The following is an 18,699-nucleotide window of genomic DNA, read 5'->3' as shown; positions in this document are numbered from 1 at the left end:
TGTACGCGGCAGTTTGGCGCGGCGACCCGGTTCCGGGTGGCCCGTCCCTGGATGTCCGACTACGGGTCGCCCGGCGACGGTCGGGATTCAGGTCCCTCTGGGATTGCGGCCCCACCTATACGATCAGCCATGCGAGGGCGCTTACGCGTAGGCCCCAGGTCCATTTCCTTATCCGCCGCATACCGCGCCTGTAGTACGCGAGGGTGGGCGGCTACTCCACCCTTGGACGTACCAGGCCCGATTCATACGCAATCACCACCAATTGCGCACGGTCTCGGGCCCCCAGTTTCGCCATGGCCCGGTTCACATGGGTCTTCACGGTCAGCGGGCTGACGGCCAGCCGCTCGGCGATCTCGTCGTTGGAGTGGCCGCCCGCGACCAGGACGAGGACCTCGCGCTCACGACCGGTGAGGGCCGTCAGCCGCTCGGTGTGCCGGGCCGGGCCGCGGTCGTCGGAGGGCGCGGCGCTCTGGGCGAGGAAGGTGGCGATCAGCCCCTTGGTCGCGGCGGGCGACAGCAACGCCTCACCGGCCGCGGCGACCCGGATGGCGTTGAGCAGTTCCTCGGGCTCCGCGCCCTTGCCGAGGAAGCCGGAGGCACCGGCACGCAGCGACTGCACGACGTACTCGTCGACCTCGAAGGTGGTCAGCATCACGACCCGTACCCCGGCGAGATCGGGATCGGCGCTGATCGCACGGGTGGCGGCGAGGCCGTCCGTACCGGGCATCCGGATGTCCATCAGGACCACGTCGGCCCGGGTGGAGCGGGCGAGGGCCACGGCCTCCGCGCCGTCGGCGGCCTCCCCGACGACCGTCATGTCGGGCTCCGAGTCCACCAGGACCCGGAACGCGCTGCGCAGCAGTGTCTGGTCGTCGGCGAGCAGCACCCTGATCGTCATGCGTCCTCCGCGCTCTTCCCCGTACCGCCGACGGGCCGGGCGGCCTCTGTGCGCCGGGGGTCCCGGGTGTCCCGGGCTCCGCCCGCGGGGGTGTTCACCGGAAGTATCGCCCGGGTGCGGAAGCCGCCGCCGGGGCGGGGTGCCGCGGTCAGGGTGCCGCCGAGGGCGCTGACACGTTCGCGCATGCCGATGAGGCCGTGGCCGCCGCCGTCGGCGGGCTCGCCGGTGCCCTTGCCGTCGTCGAGGACGGTGATCTCCAGGGCGGCGCCGATCCGTACGACACGGACCTCGGCCGTGGCCGCGGGGCCCGCGTGCTTGCGCACATTGGTGAGGGCCTCCTGGATGATCCGGTACGCGGCGAGGTCGACGGCGGCGGGGAGGCGGGGGCGGGGAGGCGCGCCGAGGTGGCCGTCCGTCCCCTCGAACTCCGGGCCGGTCGCGGCGAACCGTACGGGCAGTCCCGCGTTCCGGAAGGTGTCCAGCAGGCCTTCGAGGTGGAGCAGGCCGGGTGCCGGTTCCGTGGGGGCCGCCGGGTCGCCGGACTGGCGCAGCAGACCGACGGTGGCGCGCAGCTCGCTGAGCGCGGAGCGGCTGGCCGCCCGTACCTGCGCGAGGGCTTCCTTGGCCTGGTCCGGGCGCTTGTCCATGACATGCGAGGCGACCCCGGCCTGGACGTTGACCAGGGCGATGTGGTGGGCCACGACATCGTGCAGATCGCGGGCGATCCGCAGCCGCTCCTCGGCGACGCGGCGGCGTGCCTCTTCCTCGCGGGTGCGCTCGGCCCGTTCGGCGCGTTCGCGCATGGCGTCGATGAAGCCGCGCCGGCTCCGTACGGCGTCGCCCGCGGCGCTCGCCATCCCGGCCCACGCGAAGATCCCGAGGTTCTCCTGGGCGTACCAGACGTCGGAGCTGGACATCATCGCGACCGCGGTCAGCACGGCCATGGTGGCGAGGCCGACCCGCCAGGTGGTGGAGCGGTCGGTGTGCGCGGCGACGGTGTACAGCGCGACGACGGTACTGACCACGACGGGGGCCGGCGACCGGACCGCGATCAGCTCCACGATGGTGGCGCCGCCGGTGCACACCAGGACGGGCATGGGGGCGCGCCGCCGGAACACGAGCGCGGCGGCCCCGAGGACCATCAGCACGACGCTGAGCGCGCCGGGAGTACGGGCACCGAAGTCCGGGCCGCCGTGGCTGCCGCGGGGCCCGGCGAAGGAGCCGAGGAGCATGCAGCCGAGAAGGAGCGCGGCGAGAGCGGCGTCGGACACGAGCGGATGCGTACGGGCCCAGTACCGGGTACGGGCGAACGCGGCGCCGATAGCAGTCACCCGAGCAACGGTACGGGCGCGGCTGGCGGCGCGGGGTCGCCGGGTGGCGACGGGTGCCGGGGCCTCCGGAGGCGCGCGTCCCGACCGCGCGGCAATCGGGATACGGCTCCGTCGCGTGGTCACCGCGCTCCGCGCGAGCCGCGACGCTTGGCGTCCGGCTGCGACGCCCCCCTCGCGCCGGTGGGCGATTTTCCGGTGCGGGCCGCGAATTCCCGCCCGTCCGGCGATTGAGGGCGAAGCGGCACCCGGGGCGCGGCCCGGCTCAGGGCGTGGGGATCAGGCCCTCGTCGTCGAGGAGCGCGCGGACCTCTTCCAGCGTCGCGTCCCGCGCCGGGAGGATCAGCTCCGAAGGCTCCAGCGCATCGTCCGGCAGCGGCTCGCCCAGTTCCCGGACCCTGGTCAGGAGCGCGTGAAAGGTACGGCGGAAGCCGTCCCCGTCGCCGCCCCTGACCTCGGCCAGCAGTTCGTCGTCGAGCTCGTTCAGTTCGGCGAGGTGGCTGTCCGCCAGCCTCACCTGGCCCTCCCCCATGATCCTTACGATCATGACGAGTCCCTACCGTTCGCTCACTGCTTGCGCAGATTCGGCGGCGTGTCCTCCGTCTCGGCCGGACCGCCCTCGATCGCCTGCTTCGGTGCCGAGCCGCCCGCCAGCTCCGCCTTCATCCGCTGGAGCTCCAGCTCCACGTCCGTACCGCCGGAGATCCGGTCCAGCTCCGCCGCGATGTCGTCCTTCGCCATCCCGGACTGGTCGTCCAGCGCGCCGGAGGCCAGCAGTTCGTCGATCGCGCCGGCCCGCGCCTGGAGCTGCGCGGTCTTGTCCTCCGCCCGCTGGATCGCCATGCCGACATCGCCCATCTCCTCGGAGATGCCCGAGAAGGCCTCCCCGATCCGGGTCTGCGCCTGGGCCGCGGTGTAGGTGGCCTTGATCGTCTCCTTCTTCGTACGGAAGGCGTCGACCTTGGTCTGGAGGCGCTGCGCGGCAAGCGTCAGCTTCTCCTCCTCGCCCTGGAGCGTCTGGTGCTGGGTCTCCAGGTCGGTGACCTGCTGCTGCAGCGCCGCGCGGCGGGACAGCGCCTCGCGCGCCAGGTCCTCACGCCCGAGCGCCAGCGCCTTGCGGCCCTGGTCCTCCAGCTTGGAGGACTGGCCCTGCAACTGGTTGAGCTGCAGCTCCAGCCGCTTGCGGGACGTCGCCACGTCGGCGACCCCGCGGCGTACCTTCTGGAGCAGCTCAAGCTGCTTCTGGTACGAGTAGTCGAGGGTCTCGCGCGGATCCTCGGCCCGGTCAAGGGCCTTGTTCGCCTTCGCGCGGAAGATCATCCCCATACGTTTCATGACACCGCTCATGGGCTTCGCGCGCCCCCTTCTGACGGACTCCGGCTCCAGCACTCCAACAGAACCCACAGTACGGGCCCTGCCTCTATTACCGCACTGTTCAAGTGCGGATGCGCTCCTCCCCAAGGACGACTGCTGCCCGGTCCCGCTCCGGCGCAAGGAGTAGAGGACCATCGGGGACAGTGAGGGCTGCGTCCCCTCTGTCCCGGTACGTTCGCACTGTCCACAAGGAACGACGCGTGCCGTTGCGGGATCGTTCCCGGGCGGGGTGGGGTCCAACCACGGCACCCCGTACCCTTGGGCTTTGTGTTCCGTAGCCGTTCCAAAGAAGAGAAGGCCCCCGCCACCCAGGTGACGCCGGACTCCTCCACGCAGCAGCGCGACCCGCAGGCACCCAAGGGCCGCCCGACCCCCAAGCGCAGTGACGCGCAGTCGCAGCGCCGCCGTGCCGCCACGGTGCCCGCCGACCGCAAGACGGCCATGAAGCGCCAGCGGGAGACGCGCCGCGCGGATCTGGCCAGGCAGCGGGAGGCGCTGGCGAGCGGGGACGAGCGGTATCTGCCCGTCCGCGACAAGGGCCCGGTGCGCCGGTTCGTCCGGGATTATGTCGACGCGCGGTTCTGCATGGCGGAGTTCTTCCTGCCGCTCGCCGTGGTGATCCTCGTGCTGAGCATGATCCGGGTCGCACAGCTCCAGACCGTCGCGCTGCTGCTGTGGCTGGTGGTGATCGTGCTGATCGTCGTGGACTCCGCCGGAATCTGGTTCCGGCTGCGCAAGGAGCTCGCCGAGCGCTTCCCCGACACCCCCAAGCGCGGCGCCGTGGCCTATGGCCTGATGCGTACGCTCCAGATGCGCCGACTCCGGCTGCCCAAGCCGCAGGTCAAGCGCGGAGAGCGGCCCTGAGCGCGGAGATCCCCGGTTTCGCGGGAGCGTCGGCGAACTGGCTCGCCGGACTCGGCGGCGTGCGCAATGTCGTACGGCAGGAGCTGGTCGCGCGGCAGCTCGACGAGCAGATAGCCGGCCGCTTCCCGGTGGGGCGGCGGCTGCGTGTCCTCGATGTCGGTGCGGGGCAGGGCACACAGGCCCTGCGGCTGGCGCGCGCGGGGCACTCGGTGACCGGCCTGGAGTCCGACGCGGGCATGCTCGCCATGGCCCGGGAGGCGCTGGCGGGCGAGCCCGCGGGCATCCAGGAGCGGGTCCGGCTGATCGAGGGCGACGGTCTGGAGACCGGCGTCCATTTCCACCCGGGCAGCTTCGACGTGGTGCTCTGCCACGGTGTGCTGATGTATGTGAACGAGCCGGACGCGCTGCTCGCGGGCCTGGCCCGGGTGCTGGCGCCGGGCGGGCTGCTCTCGCTGCTCGTACGGAACGGGGACGCCCTCGCCCTGCGGCCCGGGCTGGCCGGGGACTGGGCCGGGGCGCTGGACGCCTTCGAGGCCGGTACGTACACCAACCGGCTGGGGCTGCGGGTGCGCGCGGACCGGCTGGACCGGCTGACCGCGACCCTGGCGGGGATCGCGGCGCCGCTGCACGCCTGGTACGGGGTGCGGGTCTTCACGGACGGGGCGGCGGACGGCACGGAACCGCCGACCGGTGACGACCTGGACCGGCTGCTGGCCGCGGAGGACCGCGCGGGGCGCACGGAACCGTACCGCCGGATCGCCGCGCTGCTTCATCTCTGCGGAGTCCGTGGCTGAGAGACCGCGCGGCGGCTGTCAGACCGCGCGGCCTCCGAGTCAGGCGAACGGGCCCGGACCGCGTCCTCATGGAAGTGAGTGACACCCAGAGCACGCGGCGCGCCGCCCGGAACGGCGGCAGATCCCGCGAAGAGCGGGAGCCGCGCCCCGGCGCGGCGAAGGACAGGGCGAACGACGGTACGGCGGAGAGTCTCTCCGCGCGGGAGACCTGGCGGGCGCTGTACCGGCATTTCCGGCCGCACCGCGCCACCGTCGCCCTCGGCGGATTCCTCGCACTGATCGGCACCGCGAGCGGACTCGCGCAGCCGCTCGCCGCCAAGTCCCTGGTCGACCGGCTCGGCGAGGACGGCTCGGTCACCGGGATACTGCTGCTCCTCACCGGTCTGGTGCTGGCCGGTACGGCGATCGAGGCGGTCGCCTCGTACCTCCTGGAGCGGACCGCCGAGTCCGTCGTCCTCGCCGCCCGCCGCACCCTGATCGGGCGGCTGCTGCGGCTGCGGCTGCCCGAGGTGGAGCGGACCCAGCCGGGCGATCTGATGTCCCGGGTCACCTCGGACACCACTCTGCTGCGCGCGGTGACGACCCAGTCGATCGTCTCGGCGGCCACCGGCGGCCTCGCCTTCGTGGCGACCGTCGTCCTGATGGGTCTGCTGGACCCGGTGCTGCTCGCGGTCACGCTCGGGGTGATCGTGCTGATCGGCGGCGCGGTGGCCCTGGTGATGCCCCGCATCGCACGGGCGACCCGGCAGTCGCAGGAGGCGGTGGGCGCGATATCCACCGTGCTGGAGCGGGCCTTCGGAGCGTTCCGTACGGTCAAGGCGTCCGGCGCGGAGGAGCGGGAGACGGCCGTGGTGGCGGCCGCGGCCCAGGAGGCCTGGCGGCATGGCGTACGGTCCGCCAAGTGGCAGTCGGTGGCCGGGACTTCGGTCGGTCTCGCGGTCCAGGTGTCGTTCCTGGCGGTGCTGGGGATCGGCGGGGCGCGGGTGGCCTCGGGGGCCATCGCGGTCTCCACGCTGGTCGCGTTCCTGCTGTATCTGTTCTTCCTGATCGACCCGGTGTCGAAGCTGGTGACAGCGGTCACGCAGTACCAGGTGGGGTCGGCGGCGATAGCCCGGATCGCGGAGGCGGAGCGGCTGGAGACGGAGACGCTGGAGCCCGCGGAGCCGGAAGCCGTCGGGGGCGGCGGTCCCGCGACCGTGACCTTCGAGGACGTCACCTTCCGCTACCGCGACGATCTCCCGTATGTCCACCACGGTGTCACCTTCGAGGTGCCCGGCCCCGGGATGACGGCCTTCGTCGGCCCGTCCGGCGCGGGCAAGACCACGGTCTTCGGGCTGATCGAGCGGTTCTACGAGGCGACCGGCGGCCGGGTCCTGATCGACGGCCGGGATGTCCGGGACTGGCCTCTGACCGGGCTGCGCGCGGCGATCGGCTATGTCGAGCAGGACGCGCCCGTACTGGCCGGGACGCTCCGCGAGAATCTGGTCTTCGCCGCGCCGGACGCCTCGGACGAGGAGATACGGAAGGTGCTCGTACGGGCCAGGCTGGACGGTCTCGTGGAGCGGCTGCCCGACGGTCTCGAAACCCTGGTCGGCCACCGCGGCTCCAAGCTGTCGGGCGGCGAGCGGCAGCGGGTGGCGATCGCCCGGGCGCTGCTGCGCAGACCCCGGCTGCTGCTTCTGGACGAGGCGACCTCGCAGCTCGACGCGGTCAATGAACTGGCGCTGCGGGACGCGGTGGCGGAGGCGGCCCGCGAGGTGACCGTGCTGGTGGTGGCGCACCGGTTGTCGACGGTGACGCTGGCGGACCGGATCGTGGTGATGGACGCGGGCCGGGTACGGGCGGTGGGCACGCACGAGGAACTGGTGGCGAAGGACCCGCTGTACGGGGAGCTGGCGGCGACCCAGTTCCTGACGGCGGCGCGGTGAGGGAACCGGGACGGGCGGGCCAGGCCGGATGCGCGGCATGAGCCTTGACGGGCCCGAACCCGTTCCGGACCTGAAGCCTTTCTTCGAGGCCTGATCTCTTCCCGGGCCTGATCCATTTCTGCCGGGCTTGATCCCTTTCCGGAGTGTCCGCCGATCAGGGCGTGCCCTTGCCCGTACCGCCTGTTCGGCGGCGTATCACACGCCGCATCAACAGGGCGAAAGGGATACTCCGGGCATGAATGCTTCCCTTCGCCGCGGGTGCCCGCGCCGGCTGCTGCCGCCCCTGACCGCCGCGGTCTGCGCGGCCGTCCTGGCGGGCGGCTGCGCCGGCGCCGCCGCGGGCCCGGGCCCCGCCCCCCAGCCCAGCGCCACGCCCCGGCCCGTCGCCGTACAGCGTTCCGCCAACAGCCTCCAGAGCGAGTACGAGGCCGTCATCAAGGACGTACTGCCGTCGGTCGTGCAGATCGACACGGGGAACGGTCTGGGCTCGGGCGTCGTGTACGACGACAAGGGCCATATCGTCACCAACGCCCATGTGGTAGGCAGACAGCGGACGTTCGCGGTCACGGTCGCCAACAGCGAGCGGCAGTTGGGGGCGAAGCTGGTCTCCAGCTTTCCGCAGCAGGACCTCGCGGTCATCAAGCTCGACAAGGTCCCGGGCGAGTTGAGGACGGCGACGTTCGGCGACACGTCCAAGGTGGCGGTGGGTCAGATCGTGCTGGCCATGGGCTCTCCGCTGGGCCTGTCGGGCAGTGTCACCCAGGGCATCGTCTCGGCGGTCGGACGGACCGTCAGCGAGAGCGCGGCGGGCGGCGGGACCGGCGCCACCATCGCCGACATGGTGCAGACCTCGGCGGCGATCAACCCGGGCAACAGCGGGGGCGCGCTGGTCAATCTGGACAGCCAGGTCATCGGCATCCCGACCCTGGCGGCGACGGACCCGCAGCTCGGCAACAGCGCCGCGCCCGGCATCGGCTTCGCGATCCCCGCCTCGATGGTGAAGACGGTCGCCGACCAGATCATCAAGCACGGCCGGGTCACCGACTCGGGCCGGGCCGCCCTGGGCATCACGGGCCGTACGGTCCTGGGCGCCGGCTTCCAGCCCGCGGGCGTCGCGGTGGTCAAGGTGACGAAGGGCGGCGCGGCCGACCGGGCGGGGATCAAGGAGGGCGACATCATCGTCAAGGTCGACGGCACCGGGATCACCACGATCACATCACTGTCCGAGGCGCTGGCCCCGCACAAGCCGGGCCAGAAGGTGAAGGTCACGTACATCCGGTCGGACGGGACGAAGACGGCGGAGGTCACGCTGGGAGAGATGTAGGGGGTGCCCTCGGTCGCCGGACGGGCTGTCGTGCCGTGCGTGTCCTCAAGCAGCCGGCCGGACGGGCTGGCCGGACGGACGGACGGACGGGCTGGCTGGCTGGCTGGCTGGCTGGCTGGCTGGCTGGCTGGCTACAGGATGCGCAGCAAAGCGCCCGGGCCCGGTACCGCCCGGGCCCGGGCGCCGTCGCGTGTGCGGCCGGCTCTCGTTCAGGCCTCGTTCGCGCGCAGGCTCATCGGGCCGTAGATCTTGCTGCCGTCCTCGAACAGCGAGACCTGCTCCGCGCCGCCGTCCAGCAGTTCCTTCCACGCCTCGCCGACCCACGACTCGGCGTCGCCCTGCGTGGAGAACTCCTCCGGCTCCACCGCAGGCGGGACCTCCGTACCGTCGGCCTTCTCGAACCGCCACGTCCACGCCATATGCGCCTCCCGGTTCCCGCGGAACTGATCGATTTTCCTGCCCGCAGCGTAGCCGGGCGCGCACCCTCGGCGGTGACACGGGAGGATCACCCCGTGGAACTGACTCTGCTCGGCACCGGTGCCCCCGCCGGGCTGCCCCGCCCGCACTGCCCCTGCGCCGCCTGCGCGACCGCTCACGGTGACCGGGCGCGGGCGGCGACCTCGCTGCTGGTGGACGGGGTGCTGCTGCTGGATCTGACCCCGGGCGCCGCGCTCGCCGCGGCCCGCGCCGGGCACTCGCTCGCGGGCGTACGGCAGGTCCTGCTCACCCATCCGCACGACGGGCCCGCGGTCGAACTGCCCGCCGGGCTGCCCGCTGCGGGGCGGGTCGCGGACGGGCGGGTGCTGACACTGCTCAGCGGGCACCGGGTGCGGGCGGTGGCGATGGACGCGCCGGGCACGGGGTACGAGGTGACGGGGCCCGGCGGCGACCGGCTGCTCCACCTCCCGCCGGGCGGCGCACCGGCCGGGATCTCCGCCGACGGGCGTACGGCGCCCGCCCCTTACGACGTGGTCGCCGCGGATGTCGTCGGCCGGCCGGACGCGGTGGCGCGGCTGCGGGCGGCGGGGGCGGTGGGCGCCACGACCGATGTCGTCGCGGTCCATCTCGACCACGACGTGCCGCCCGGCGCGGAACTGGACCGGCGGCTCGCGGCGGCGGGGGCGCGGGCGGTCCCCGACGGTACGACGCTGACGGTCGGCGCGTACCGGCCGGGCCCCGAGGTGCCCCGGCGCACCCTGGTCACGGGCGGGGCGCGCTCCGGCAAGTCGTGGGAGGCGGAACGGCGGCTGGCGACGTTCCCGGGTGTGCTGTACGTGGCGACGGGCGGGGGCCGCGAGGACGACGCGGAGTGGGCGGCCCGCGTCCGCGCCCACCGCGACCGCCGCCCGGCCTCCTGGTCCACCGCCGAAACCTGCGACCTCGTCCCCCTGCTCGCGGCCGAGGGCCCGCCGCTGCTCATCGACTGCCTGTCCTTGTGGCTCACCGACGCGATGGACCGCGTGAACGCGTGGGACGACGCGGCGTGGGCGGCGGGCGGCTCGGACGCGCTCCGCAAGCGCACACGGGAACTGGTGACCGCGGTGCGCGAAACACGGCGGACGGTGGTGCTGGTCACGAACGAGACGGGGTCGGGCGTGGTCCCGGCGACGGCGTCGGGCCGCCGCTTCAGGGACGAACTGGGGCGGCTGAACGCGGCGGTGGGGGACGAGTGCGAGTCGGTACTGCTGGTGGTGGCGGGCCAGGTCCTGCCCCTGCGGTAGGGGCACGCGGATTGGTGCCGGGTGCGCCCGGCGCCCGCTTCGTCCTCAAGCGCCGGACGGGCTGAGTTTTGCGCGCCCGGCGCCGGGGCAGGCGGTTCCGTCCTCAAGCGCCGGACGGGCTGGAATTCGCGGCCCGCACCGGAAAAACCCGCGTCGGCCGAAGCGCGCCCGGAACCACGGCCCCCAGCCGGGAGGCGCCCCGGTAATCTTCAGAGGTGCTGAATCTCGATGACTTCTCCGACCTGATCGAGCGGCCCGACAGCGGGACGCGGCGCGATGCCGAAGAGCGGCGGGAGCGGCTCGTCGTGGCCGCGGGGGCGCTGGGGCGGCTGGACGAGCTGGGTGAGTGGCTGTCCGCCGCGCAGGGATCCGTACCGGTCAAGGCCGTACGGCAGCCGCGGGTCGTGCTGTTCGCGGGGGATCACGGGGTCGCCGGGCTCGGGGTGTCGGGCCGGCCGGCCGGTGGCGCGTACCGGCTCGTGCGCGACGTACTGGACGGTGCGAGCCCCGTCGCCGTCCTGGCCCGCCGCGCCGCCGTACCGGTACGGGTCGTCGACGCCGGGCTCGACTGCGATCCGGAGCTGCTGCCCGAGGACGTCGCGCGCCACCGGATCCGCCGCGGCAGCGGGCGGATCGACATCGAGGACGCGCTGACCGTCGAGGAGGCCGAGCAGGCCGTACGGCTGGGGATGGCGATCGCCGACGAGGAGGCGGACTCCGGCACGGATCTGGTCGTCCTGGGGGATCTCAGCGTCGGCGGCACCACCCCCGCGTCCACCCTGATCGCCGCGCTGTGCGGCACGGACGCCTCCGTGGTCACCGGCCGGGGCGGCGCCGGCATCGACGACCTGGCGTGGATGCGCAAGTGCGCGGCGATCCGGGACGCGCTGCGCCGCGCCCGGCCCGTGCTCGGCGACCAGTTGGAGCTGCTGGCGACCGTGGGCGGCGCGGATCTGGCCGCGATGACGGGCTTTCTGCTCCAGTGCGCGGTACGGCGGACGCCGGTGATCCTGGACGGTGTGGTCTCGGCGGCCTGCGCGCTGGTCGGGCAGCGCGCCGCGTTCCGCGCGCCCGACTGGTGGCTGGCCGGGCAGGCGACCGGGGAGCCCGCCCAGGCCAAGGCGCTGGACCGGATGGCGCTGGTGCCGCTGCTGGACCAGGGCGTCACGGTGGGCGAGGGCGCGGGCGCGCTGCTCGCGCTGCCGCTCGTCCAGGCCGCCGCCGCCCTCGCGGCCGAGTTGCCGGAGCGCGAGCCGGAGCGCGAGCCGAAGCCCGCAGAGGAGACCCTCGAAGAGACCCCCGAGGAGGGCCTCGACTCCGGAGAGACCGTCAGGAACGAGGACAGCGCCGCCGGCTGAGGCACCGGCACATCGACGGAGGCCGCCGCCACTGACGGCGGCCTCAGCCATCCCATGGACGACAACTGCCCCATATGATCGTTTTTATGGGAGAAGTCCGTTTGGCCCCCGATCGATCGAGCCGAGGCGGCGACCGCTCGCAACGCGCCGCGGTGTCCGCCGTCTGGTACCTGCGCGCCGTCGCCTTCGTCAACTTCCTCAGCGCCGTCTGGGTCTCCCTCGGCCAGGATCTGCGGCGCCACAACACCGACGACTACTTCACCCCGTATCTCCTCACCGCGGGCTTCGCCTCCGGCGCGTTCGCCCTCTTCCTCGCCGTCACCATGCGCCGCCGCAAGCGCGCCGCCTGGATCCTCAATCTCGTACTGTCCGGGCTCTTCCTGGTGCTGTTCGCCTTCGGCATGGCCTTCCCCGAGATCAGGCGCTATCCGCAGAACTGGATCTCCATCGCGCTGACCGCCGCCTTCGTCGGCGCGCTGCTCCTCGGCCGGCGGGAGTTCTACGCGAAGGGCGACCGGTCCAATGCCAGGCTGGCCGCGGCCGTCGCCGCCGGCGGACTGCTCGTCACCTCCCTGCTGGCCGCGCTGCTCGTCACCGTCACCAACACCGCCCCCGGCGGCTCGACCTTCGCCGAGCGCTGGCGGTACGGAGCGACCCGGCTGGTCTCCCTGACCGCGGACGACGCCCGCTATCCGGGCATCGCCACCCCCGGCTGGGCCAATGTCACCATCAACGTCCTGTCGACCCTGCTGCTGCTCGCCGTGCTGTACGCGGCGTTCCGCTCGACACGCGCCGTCGATCCGCTCACCCCCGAGGACGAGGCGCGGCTGCGGCTGCTGCTCGACCGGTACGGCGAGCGCGACTCCCTGGGCTACTTCGCGCTGCGCCGCGAGAAGAGCGTCGTATGGTCCCCGACCGGCAAAGCGGCCATCACCTACCGGGTCGTCGGCGGGGTCTCGCTGGCCTCCGGCGATCCGATCGGCGACCCGGAGGCCTGGCCCGGCGCGATCGTGCCCTGGCTCGCCGAGGCCCGCGAACACGGCTGGATCCCGGCGGTCATGGGCGCGGGCGAGGAAGCGGGCACCATCTACGCCCGGTACGGACTCGACGCGCTGGAACTGGGCGACGAGGCGATCGTCGAGACGGCCGACTTCGCCCTGGAGGGGCGGGCGATGCGGACCGTGCGCCAGGCGTACAACCGGGTCGCGCGGGCCGGCTACCAGGTCCGGATCCGGCGTCACGAGGACATCCCCGCCGAGGAGATGGCGGAACTGCTGCGCCGCGCCGAGGACTGGCGCGACGGCGCCACCGAGCGCGGCTTCTCCATGGCCCTCGGCCGGCTCGGCGACCCGGGCGACGGCCGCTGCGTGATGCTCGAATGCTGGCTCGGCGAACCGGGCGGGGACGAGGCGCGGCTGCGCGCCGTGCTGAGCTTCGTGCCGTGGGGCCCCAAGGGGCTCTCGCTCGATCTGATGCGCCGCGACCGCGACAGCGAGAACGGTCTGATGGAGTTCATGGTCATCCAACTCCTCCAGCGCGCCGGGGAGATCGGGATCACTCAACTCTCGCTGAACTTCGCGATGTTCCGGTCGGTGTTCGAGCGCGGCGGCAAGCTGGGCGCGGGCCCGGTGCTCCGGCTGTGGCGTTCGCTGCTGAGTTTCTTCTCGCGCTGGTGGCAGATCGAGTCGCTCTACCGTGCCAACGCCAAGTACCGGCCCATCTGGGAGCCCCGCTTCATGCTCTTCGAGAAGAGCGCCGACCTGCCGCGCATCGGTGTCGCGGCGGGCCGCGCCGAAGGCTTCCTGGAGGCCCCCGGACTCCCGCGCTGGCTGCGCCGCGGCCGGCTGGAGTCCGCCCGCTGACCCCGGCCCCCGGCCGGGCCCGGGCTACGCTCGCGCGATGACCTCCCAGGATCGTACGGACGGCATACCGGCCGACGGAGCCGGCGGCGAGGGCGCCCGCGCGCCGGCCGGCGCTCTTCCCGCTCTTGTGGACGGGATGCGGTTCGCCTTCGGCACCCTCACCGTCCTCCCCGTCCGGGTCACCCGCTGGGACCGCGCCGCCGCCCGCGCCGGGATGCTCTGCGCGCCGGCCGCCGGACTGGTCGTCGGCCTGGCCTCGGCGGCCCTCGGCGGACTGCTGCTCCTGGCCGGCGCGACGCCGCTGCTCGCGGCCGTGGCCACCGTCGCCGTCCCCGCCGTCCTCACCCGCGGACTGCATCTCGACGGGCTCGCCGACACCGCCGACGGCCTCGGCAGCGGCCGGCCCGCCGAGGACGCGCTGCGGATCATGAAGCGCTCGGACATCGGCCCGTTCGGGGTGATCACGCTGCTGCTGACCCTGCTGGCCCAGGTCGCGGCGGTGTCCGCGCTGTACGGGGAGAGCTGGGCGCACGGCGCGGTGGCGGTGGCCGTGGCGGCGGTGACAGCCCGGCTCGCGCTCACCCTCACCTGCCGTACGGGCGTGCCACCGGCCCGTCCCGACGGACTGGGCGCGGCGGTCGCGGGCACGGTGCCGGTACGGTCCGCCGTCCTCGCGGCCGTCGTCGTCACGGCGCTCTGCGCGGCGGCGGGCGGACTCCTCGGGGCCGTCGGCTCCGTACGGCACACGCTGGCGGTTCTGGCCGCCCTGGGTGCGGCACACCTGCTCCTGCGGCATTGCGTACGGCGCTTCGGCGGGGTCACCGGCGATGTCTTCGGCGCCCTCGCGGAGACCGCGGCGACGGCGGCCCTGGTCGTACTGTCACTCGGTTAAAACGCGGCCACGCGCGGGTGAACCAGCGCCCCCGTCGAGAGCGTCCATCACTGAGCGTAGGCTCGTTCCCGCCGCAGTTCGGGCCGAAATACGATACGGCGGGCTCGGTCGGCCCACCCTTCGACCGCCAAAGAACACAACGGAAGCGAGATTTCACCACCGTGACTGCTCTCACTCTCAGCACCTCCGGCGCGGCGTCCCTGCGCGCCGACGCGATCGTCGTCGGCATCGCAAAGGGCGCGAAAGGGCCGGTCGTGGCGCCGGGCGCCGAAGCCGTGGACAAGGCGTTCGACGGAAAGCTCGGCAGCGTCCTGGAGACCCTCGGTGCCTCGGGCGCCGAGGGCGAGGTGACCAAGGTCCCCTCGCCCGCCGGGCTGAAGGCCCCCGTCGTCCTCGCGGTCGGGCTCGGCCCGGTGCCGGGCAAGGACGACTCGTACGGCACCGAGCCGCTGCGCCGCGCCGCCGGGTCCGCCGCCCGCGCGCTCTCGGGCCGCAAGAAGGCCGCGTTCGCACTGCCCGCCGAGTCGGCCGAGGCGGTCGAGGCGGTCGCCGAGGGCGCGCTGCTCGGCGCGTACGCCTTCCTCGCGTACCAGGGCGGCGAGAACAACGGCGGCGGGAGGAACGGCGGCAACGGCAAGGCCGAGAACGGTCCGAAGCTGCCGCTCGGCGAGGTCCTGCTCGTCGGCACCAAGTCGCGCGACAAGGCGGTCAAGGCCGCCGCGGACCGTGCGATCGCGCTGACCGAGGAGGTCAACCGCGCCCGCGACCTGGTCAACACCCCGCCGAACGATCTGACCCCCGAGGCGTTCGCCGCCGTGGCCACCGCCGCGGGCAAGGAGAACGGCATCAAGGTCCAGGTCCTCGACGAGAAGGCGCTCGCCAAGGGCGGTTACGGCGGCATCCTCGGCGTCGGCCAGGGCTCGGCCAATCCGCCCCGCCTGGTGAGACTGTCGTACACGCACCCCGACGCGGAGAAGACACTCGCCCTCGTCGGCAAGGGCATCACCTACGACTCGGGCGGCATCTCGCTCAAGCCGGCCGGCCACAACGAGACCATGAAGTGCGACATGAGCGGCGCCGCCGCGGTGTTCGCGGCCGTGGTCACCGCCGCGCGACTGGGCCTGACCGTCAATGTCACCGGCTGGCTGGCCCTGGCGGAGAACATGCCGTCCGGTTCGGCGACCCGCCCCGGCGACGTCCTGCGCATGTACAGCGGCAAGACCGTCGAGGTCCTCAACACCGACGCCGAGGGCCGGCTCGTCCTGGCGGACGCGCTGACCCGCGCCTGCGAGGAGAAGCCGGACGCGATCGTGGACGTGGCGACGCTGACCGGCGCGATGGTGCTGGCGCTGGGGAACCGTACGTTCGGGATCATGGCGAACGACGACGCGTTCCGTACGACCATCCACGAGCTGGCCGAGGAGGCGGGCGAGGCGTCCTGGCCGATGCCGCTCCCGGCGGATCTGCGCAAGGGCATGGACTCCCCGACCGCGGACATCGCGAACATGGGCGAGCGGATGGGCGGCGGGCTGGTCGCCGGACTGTTCCTGAAGGAGTTCATCGCGGAGGGCATCACCTGGGCCCACCTGGACATCGCGGGCCCGGCCTTCCACGAGGGCGCCCCGTACGGCTACACCCCCAAGGGCGGCACGGGCTCCGCGATCCGCACGCTCGTGAAGCTCGCTGAGTCTTTTTAGGGCTCGGTTCGCCTCCGGGGCGCTGCATGTCGGTGCCGACGGTCGACCGTGCTCGCGCCCTTTTTTTAGGGCTCGGTTCGCCTCCGGGCGCCTCAAGCCCCTGTCGACAGTCGACCGTGCTCGGTCCGCTCGTACCTCGGGGCCTGCGCCCGCGCGGCGGAGCCGCATATCGAGCACAGCCTCCCTTTCGACAGCGGCCGGCGCCCTTCGGCTCACTCGCCGGGCGGCCGTGCGCGGCCGGTGCGGCTTGTGGCGGCTGGAATACAGTCCCGCCCCGGCGCGTTCTGCGTCCGGGGCGGGAGGTAGTACGCAGGGGTAACCGGCCCCGCGTCCCACCGGCCCCGAACAAGTGCGAAGATGGGTTCTCGGCAGGACAGGGCCCCCACCACAGGGCCGAAGAGAAGCGGCCGAACACCAGCCGCCGCCCGGTCATGGAGACCGCGCCCGGCGCACATGCATGGAGGACGTGACGTGGCGAACGACGCCAGCACCGTTTTCGACCTAGTGATCCTCGGCGGCGGTAGCGGTGGTTACGCCGCGGCCCTGCGCGGAGCGCAGCTCGGCCTGGACGTGGCCCTGATCGAGAAGAACAAGCTGGGCGGCACCTGCCTGCACAACGGCTGCATCCCCACCAAGGCCCTGCTGCACGCCGGCGAGATCGCCGACCAGGCGCGCGAGGCCGACCAGTTCGGTGTCAAGACCTCTTTCGAGGGCATCGACATCGTGGGGGTCCACAAGTACAAGGACGAGGTCGTCTCCGGCCTCTACAAGGGCCTTCAGGGCCTGGTCGCCTCCCGCAAGGTGACCTACATCGAGGGCGAGGGCCGGCTGTCCTCCCCCACCTCCGTGGATGTGAACGGCCGCCGCGTCCAGGGCCGCCATGTCCTCCTCGCGACCGGCTCCGTGCCGAAGTCGCTGCCGGGTCTGGTGATCGACGGCGAGCGGATCATCTCGTCCGACCACGCCCTGAAGCTGAACCGGGTCCCGCAGTCCGCGATCATCCTCGGCGGCGGTGTGATCGGCGTCGAGTTCGCCTCGGCGTGGAAGTCCTTCGGCACGGACGTCACCGTGGTCGAGGGCCTGAAGCATCTCGTCCCGGTCGAGGACGAGAACAGCTCCAAGCTCCTGGAGCGCGCCTTCCGCAAGCGCGGTATCAAGTTCAACCTCGGTACGTTCTTCGAGAAGGCCGAGTACACGCAGGACGGCGTCCGTGTCACGCTGGCCGACGGCAAGGCCTTCGAGGCCGAGGTGCTGCTGGTCGCGATCGGCCGCGGCCCGGTCTCGCAGGGGCTCGGGTACGAGGAGCAGGGCGTCGCGATGGACCGCGGCTATGTCCTCGTCGACGAGTACATGCGGACGAACGTCGAGACCATCTCGGCCGTCGGCGACCTGGTCCCGACCCTCCAGCTCGCACATGTCGGCTTCGCCGAGGGCATCCTCGTGGCCGAGCGGCTGGCCGGTCTCAAGACCGTACCGATCGACTACGACGGTGTGCCGCGGGTGACCTACTGCCACCCCGAGGTCGCCTCCGTGGGCATCACCGAGGCCAGGGCCAAGGAGATCTACGGCGCGGACAAGGTCGTCGCCCTCAAGTACAACCTCGCGGGCAACGGAAAGAGCAAGATCCTCAAGACCGCGGGCGAGATCAAGCTCGTCCAGGTCAAGGACGGATCCGTGGTCGGTGTCCATATGGTGGGTGACCGTATGGGCGAGCAGGTCGGCGAAGCTCAGCTCATCTACAACTGGGAGGCTCTGCCTGCCGAGGTCGCGCAGCTCATCCACGCGCACCCGACCCAGAACGAGGCGCTCGGTGAGGCCCATCTCGCCCTCGCCGGCAAGCCCCTCCACTCCCACGACTGATTCAGTCCGGGCGCTGACGACCACCTACCGCACATTCGTTAGGAGCAACTGAAACCATGGCGGTTTCCGTAACCCTGCCGGCGCTCGGCGAGAGCGTCACCGAGGGCACTGTCACCCGCTGGCTGAAGGCCGAGGGCGAGCGCGTCGAGGCCGACGAGCCGCTGCTCGAGGTCTCCACCGACAAGGTCGACACCGAGATCCCGGCCCCGGCCGGCGGTGTGCTGGCGTCCATCAAGGTCGCCGAGGACGAGACCGTGGAGGTCGGCGCCGAGCTGGCCATCATCGACGACGGTACGGGCGCTCCCGCGGCCGCCCCGGCCCCCGTCGCCGAGCCCGCGCCCGTACCCGCCCCGGCCCCGGTGGCCGAGGCTCCGGCTCCGGCCGCCCAGCCGGCTCCCGTACCGGCCGCCGCTCCGGCGGGCGGTGCGTCCGGGACCGATGTGGTCCTGCCCGCGCTCGGCGAGAGCGTCACCGAGGGCACGGTCACGCGCTGGCTGAAGGAGGTCGGCGAGTCGGTCGAGGCCGACGAGCCGCTGCTCGAGGTGTCGACCGACAAGGTGGACACCGAGATTCCCGCTCCGGCCTCCGGTGTGCTGCTGGAGATCGTGGTGGGCGAGGACGAGACCGCCGAGGTCGGCGCCAGGCTCGCGGTGATCGGTGCCCCGGGTGCCGCTCCGGCGGCGCCCGCCGCCCCGGCCGCGCCTGCTCCGGCCCCGGCCGCCCCGGCGCCCGCTCCGGTCGCCGCCGAGCCCGCCCCGGCTCCGGCTCCGGCTCCCGCGCCGGTGGCCCCCCCGGCTCC

The 18,699-nt window shown here is 72.8% G+C and carries 16 protein-coding genes; 11 read left to right on the top strand and 5 right to left on the bottom strand.

Annotation, left to right across the window (positions count from 1 at the left end):
- Positions 1–211: 211 nt before the first annotated feature.
- The 4 genes from WH07_RS06730 to WH07_RS06715 form a co-directional block, all read right to left on the bottom strand.
- A complete protein-coding gene (locus tag WH07_RS06730; RefSeq protein ID WP_046496501.1) occupies positions 212–898 on the bottom strand; it encodes a response regulator in 687 nt (228 codons plus the stop codon).
- Complete coding sequence (locus WH07_RS06725; RefSeq protein ID WP_079022999.1) at positions 895–2,229, bottom strand: sensor histidine kinase; 1,335 nt, start codon at positions 2,227–2,229, stop codon at positions 895–897. Before WH07_RS06725 ends, WH07_RS06730 begins: the two co-directional genes overlap by 4 nt.
- A 262-nt stretch (positions 2,230–2,491) precedes the next feature.
- Positions 2,492–2,773: a PspA-associated protein PspAA gene (pspAA, locus tag WH07_RS06720; protein WP_046496499.1), complete on the bottom strand. Its 282-nt coding sequence runs from the start codon at positions 2,771–2,773 to the stop codon at positions 2,492–2,494.
- Positions 2,774–2,793: 20 nt separating this feature from the next.
- Positions 2,794–3,573, bottom strand: a complete 780-nt coding sequence (locus WH07_RS06715) for a PspA/IM30 family protein (RefSeq protein ID WP_046496497.1) — start codon at positions 3,571–3,573, stop codon at positions 2,794–2,796.
- Positions 3,574–3,867: 294 nt separating this feature from the next.
- Here WH07_RS06715 and WH07_RS06710 point away from each other — a divergent pair, with 294 nt between their 5' ends.
- The 4 genes from WH07_RS06710 (at position 3,868) to WH07_RS06695 (ending at position 8,510) form a co-directional block, all read left to right on the top strand.
- The gene (locus WH07_RS06710) at positions 3,868–4,464 is read left to right on the top strand and encodes a DUF3043 domain-containing protein (protein ID WP_046496494.1); all 597 of its coding nucleotides are present in this window, start codon (positions 3,868–3,870) and stop codon (positions 4,462–4,464) included.
- 59 nt (positions 4,465–4,523) lie between these two features.
- On the top strand, positions 4,524–5,258 hold the full coding sequence (locus tag WH07_RS06705) for a class I SAM-dependent methyltransferase (protein ID WP_046496492.1): 735 nt from the start codon (positions 4,524–4,526) through the stop codon (positions 5,256–5,258).
- Between the two features lie 218 nt (positions 5,259–5,476).
- Positions 5,477–7,186 carry an ABC transporter ATP-binding protein gene (locus WH07_RS06700; protein ID WP_046496532.1) on the top strand — a complete coding sequence of 570 codons (1,710 nt, stop codon included), beginning with the start codon at positions 5,477–5,479 and terminating at the stop codon, positions 7,184–7,186.
- Positions 7,187–7,421: 235 nt separating this feature from the next.
- The gene (locus WH07_RS06695) at positions 7,422–8,510 is read left to right on the top strand and encodes a S1C family serine protease (RefSeq protein WP_046496491.1); all 1,089 of its coding nucleotides are present in this window, start codon (positions 7,422–7,424) and stop codon (positions 8,508–8,510) included.
- A gap of 209 nt (positions 8,511–8,719) precedes the next feature.
- On the opposite strand, the gene WH07_RS06690 is transcribed toward WH07_RS06695, so the two are convergent.
- Positions 8,720–8,929 (bottom strand): hypothetical protein, encoded by a 210-nt coding sequence (locus WH07_RS06690; protein WP_046496489.1) that lies wholly within the window; start codon positions 8,927–8,929, stop codon positions 8,720–8,722.
- A gap of 93 nt (positions 8,930–9,022) precedes the next feature.
- Between WH07_RS06690 and WH07_RS06685 the strand changes: the two genes are divergently transcribed.
- The 7 genes from WH07_RS06685 to WH07_RS06655 all read left to right on the top strand — a co-directional run.
- The gene (locus WH07_RS06685; protein ID WP_046496487.1) at positions 9,023–10,231 is read left to right on the top strand and encodes a bifunctional adenosylcobinamide kinase/adenosylcobinamide-phosphate guanylyltransferase; all 1,209 of its coding nucleotides are present in this window, start codon (positions 9,023–9,025) and stop codon (positions 10,229–10,231) included.
- Positions 10,232–10,449: 218 nt separating this feature from the next.
- Positions 10,450–11,589, top strand: coding sequence for a nicotinate-nucleotide--dimethylbenzimidazole phosphoribosyltransferase (cobT, locus tag WH07_RS06680; protein WP_046496530.1), 1,140 nt, complete (start codon positions 10,450–10,452; stop codon positions 11,587–11,589).
- Positions 11,590–11,675: 86 nt separating this feature from the next.
- On the top strand, positions 11,676–13,451 hold the full coding sequence (locus tag WH07_RS06675; RefSeq protein ID WP_046496485.1) for a phosphatidylglycerol lysyltransferase domain-containing protein: 1,776 nt from the start codon (positions 11,676–11,678) through the stop codon (positions 13,449–13,451).
- A gap of 136 nt (positions 13,452–13,587) precedes the next feature.
- Positions 13,588–14,343 carry an adenosylcobinamide-GDP ribazoletransferase gene (locus WH07_RS06670; RefSeq protein WP_046496527.1) on the top strand — a complete coding sequence of 252 codons (756 nt, stop codon included), beginning with the start codon at positions 13,588–13,590 and terminating at the stop codon, positions 14,341–14,343.
- Positions 14,344–14,504: 161 nt separating this feature from the next.
- Positions 14,505–16,040 (top strand): leucyl aminopeptidase, encoded by a 1,536-nt coding sequence (locus WH07_RS06665; RefSeq protein ID WP_046496483.1) that lies wholly within the window; start codon positions 14,505–14,507, stop codon positions 16,038–16,040.
- A gap of 471 nt (positions 16,041–16,511) precedes the next feature.
- Complete coding sequence (lpdA, locus tag WH07_RS06660; RefSeq protein ID WP_046496482.1) at positions 16,512–17,900, top strand: dihydrolipoyl dehydrogenase; 1,389 nt, start codon at positions 16,512–16,514, stop codon at positions 17,898–17,900.
- 56 nt (positions 17,901–17,956) lie between these two features.
- Positions 17,957–18,699, top strand: a 743-nt coding sequence (locus WH07_RS06655) for a biotin/lipoyl-containing protein (protein WP_046496480.1), incomplete at its 3' end; no start/stop codon positions are given.

Origin of the sequence: Streptomyces odonnellii (genome assembly GCF_000981895.1) — a bacterium.
GTDB classification, from domain to species: domain Bacteria; phylum Actinomycetota; class Actinomycetes; order Streptomycetales; family Streptomycetaceae; genus Streptomyces; species Streptomyces odonnellii.
Note: the sequence above shows the minus strand (reverse complement) of the source record. Positions and strands in the feature narration are given on the sequence as shown.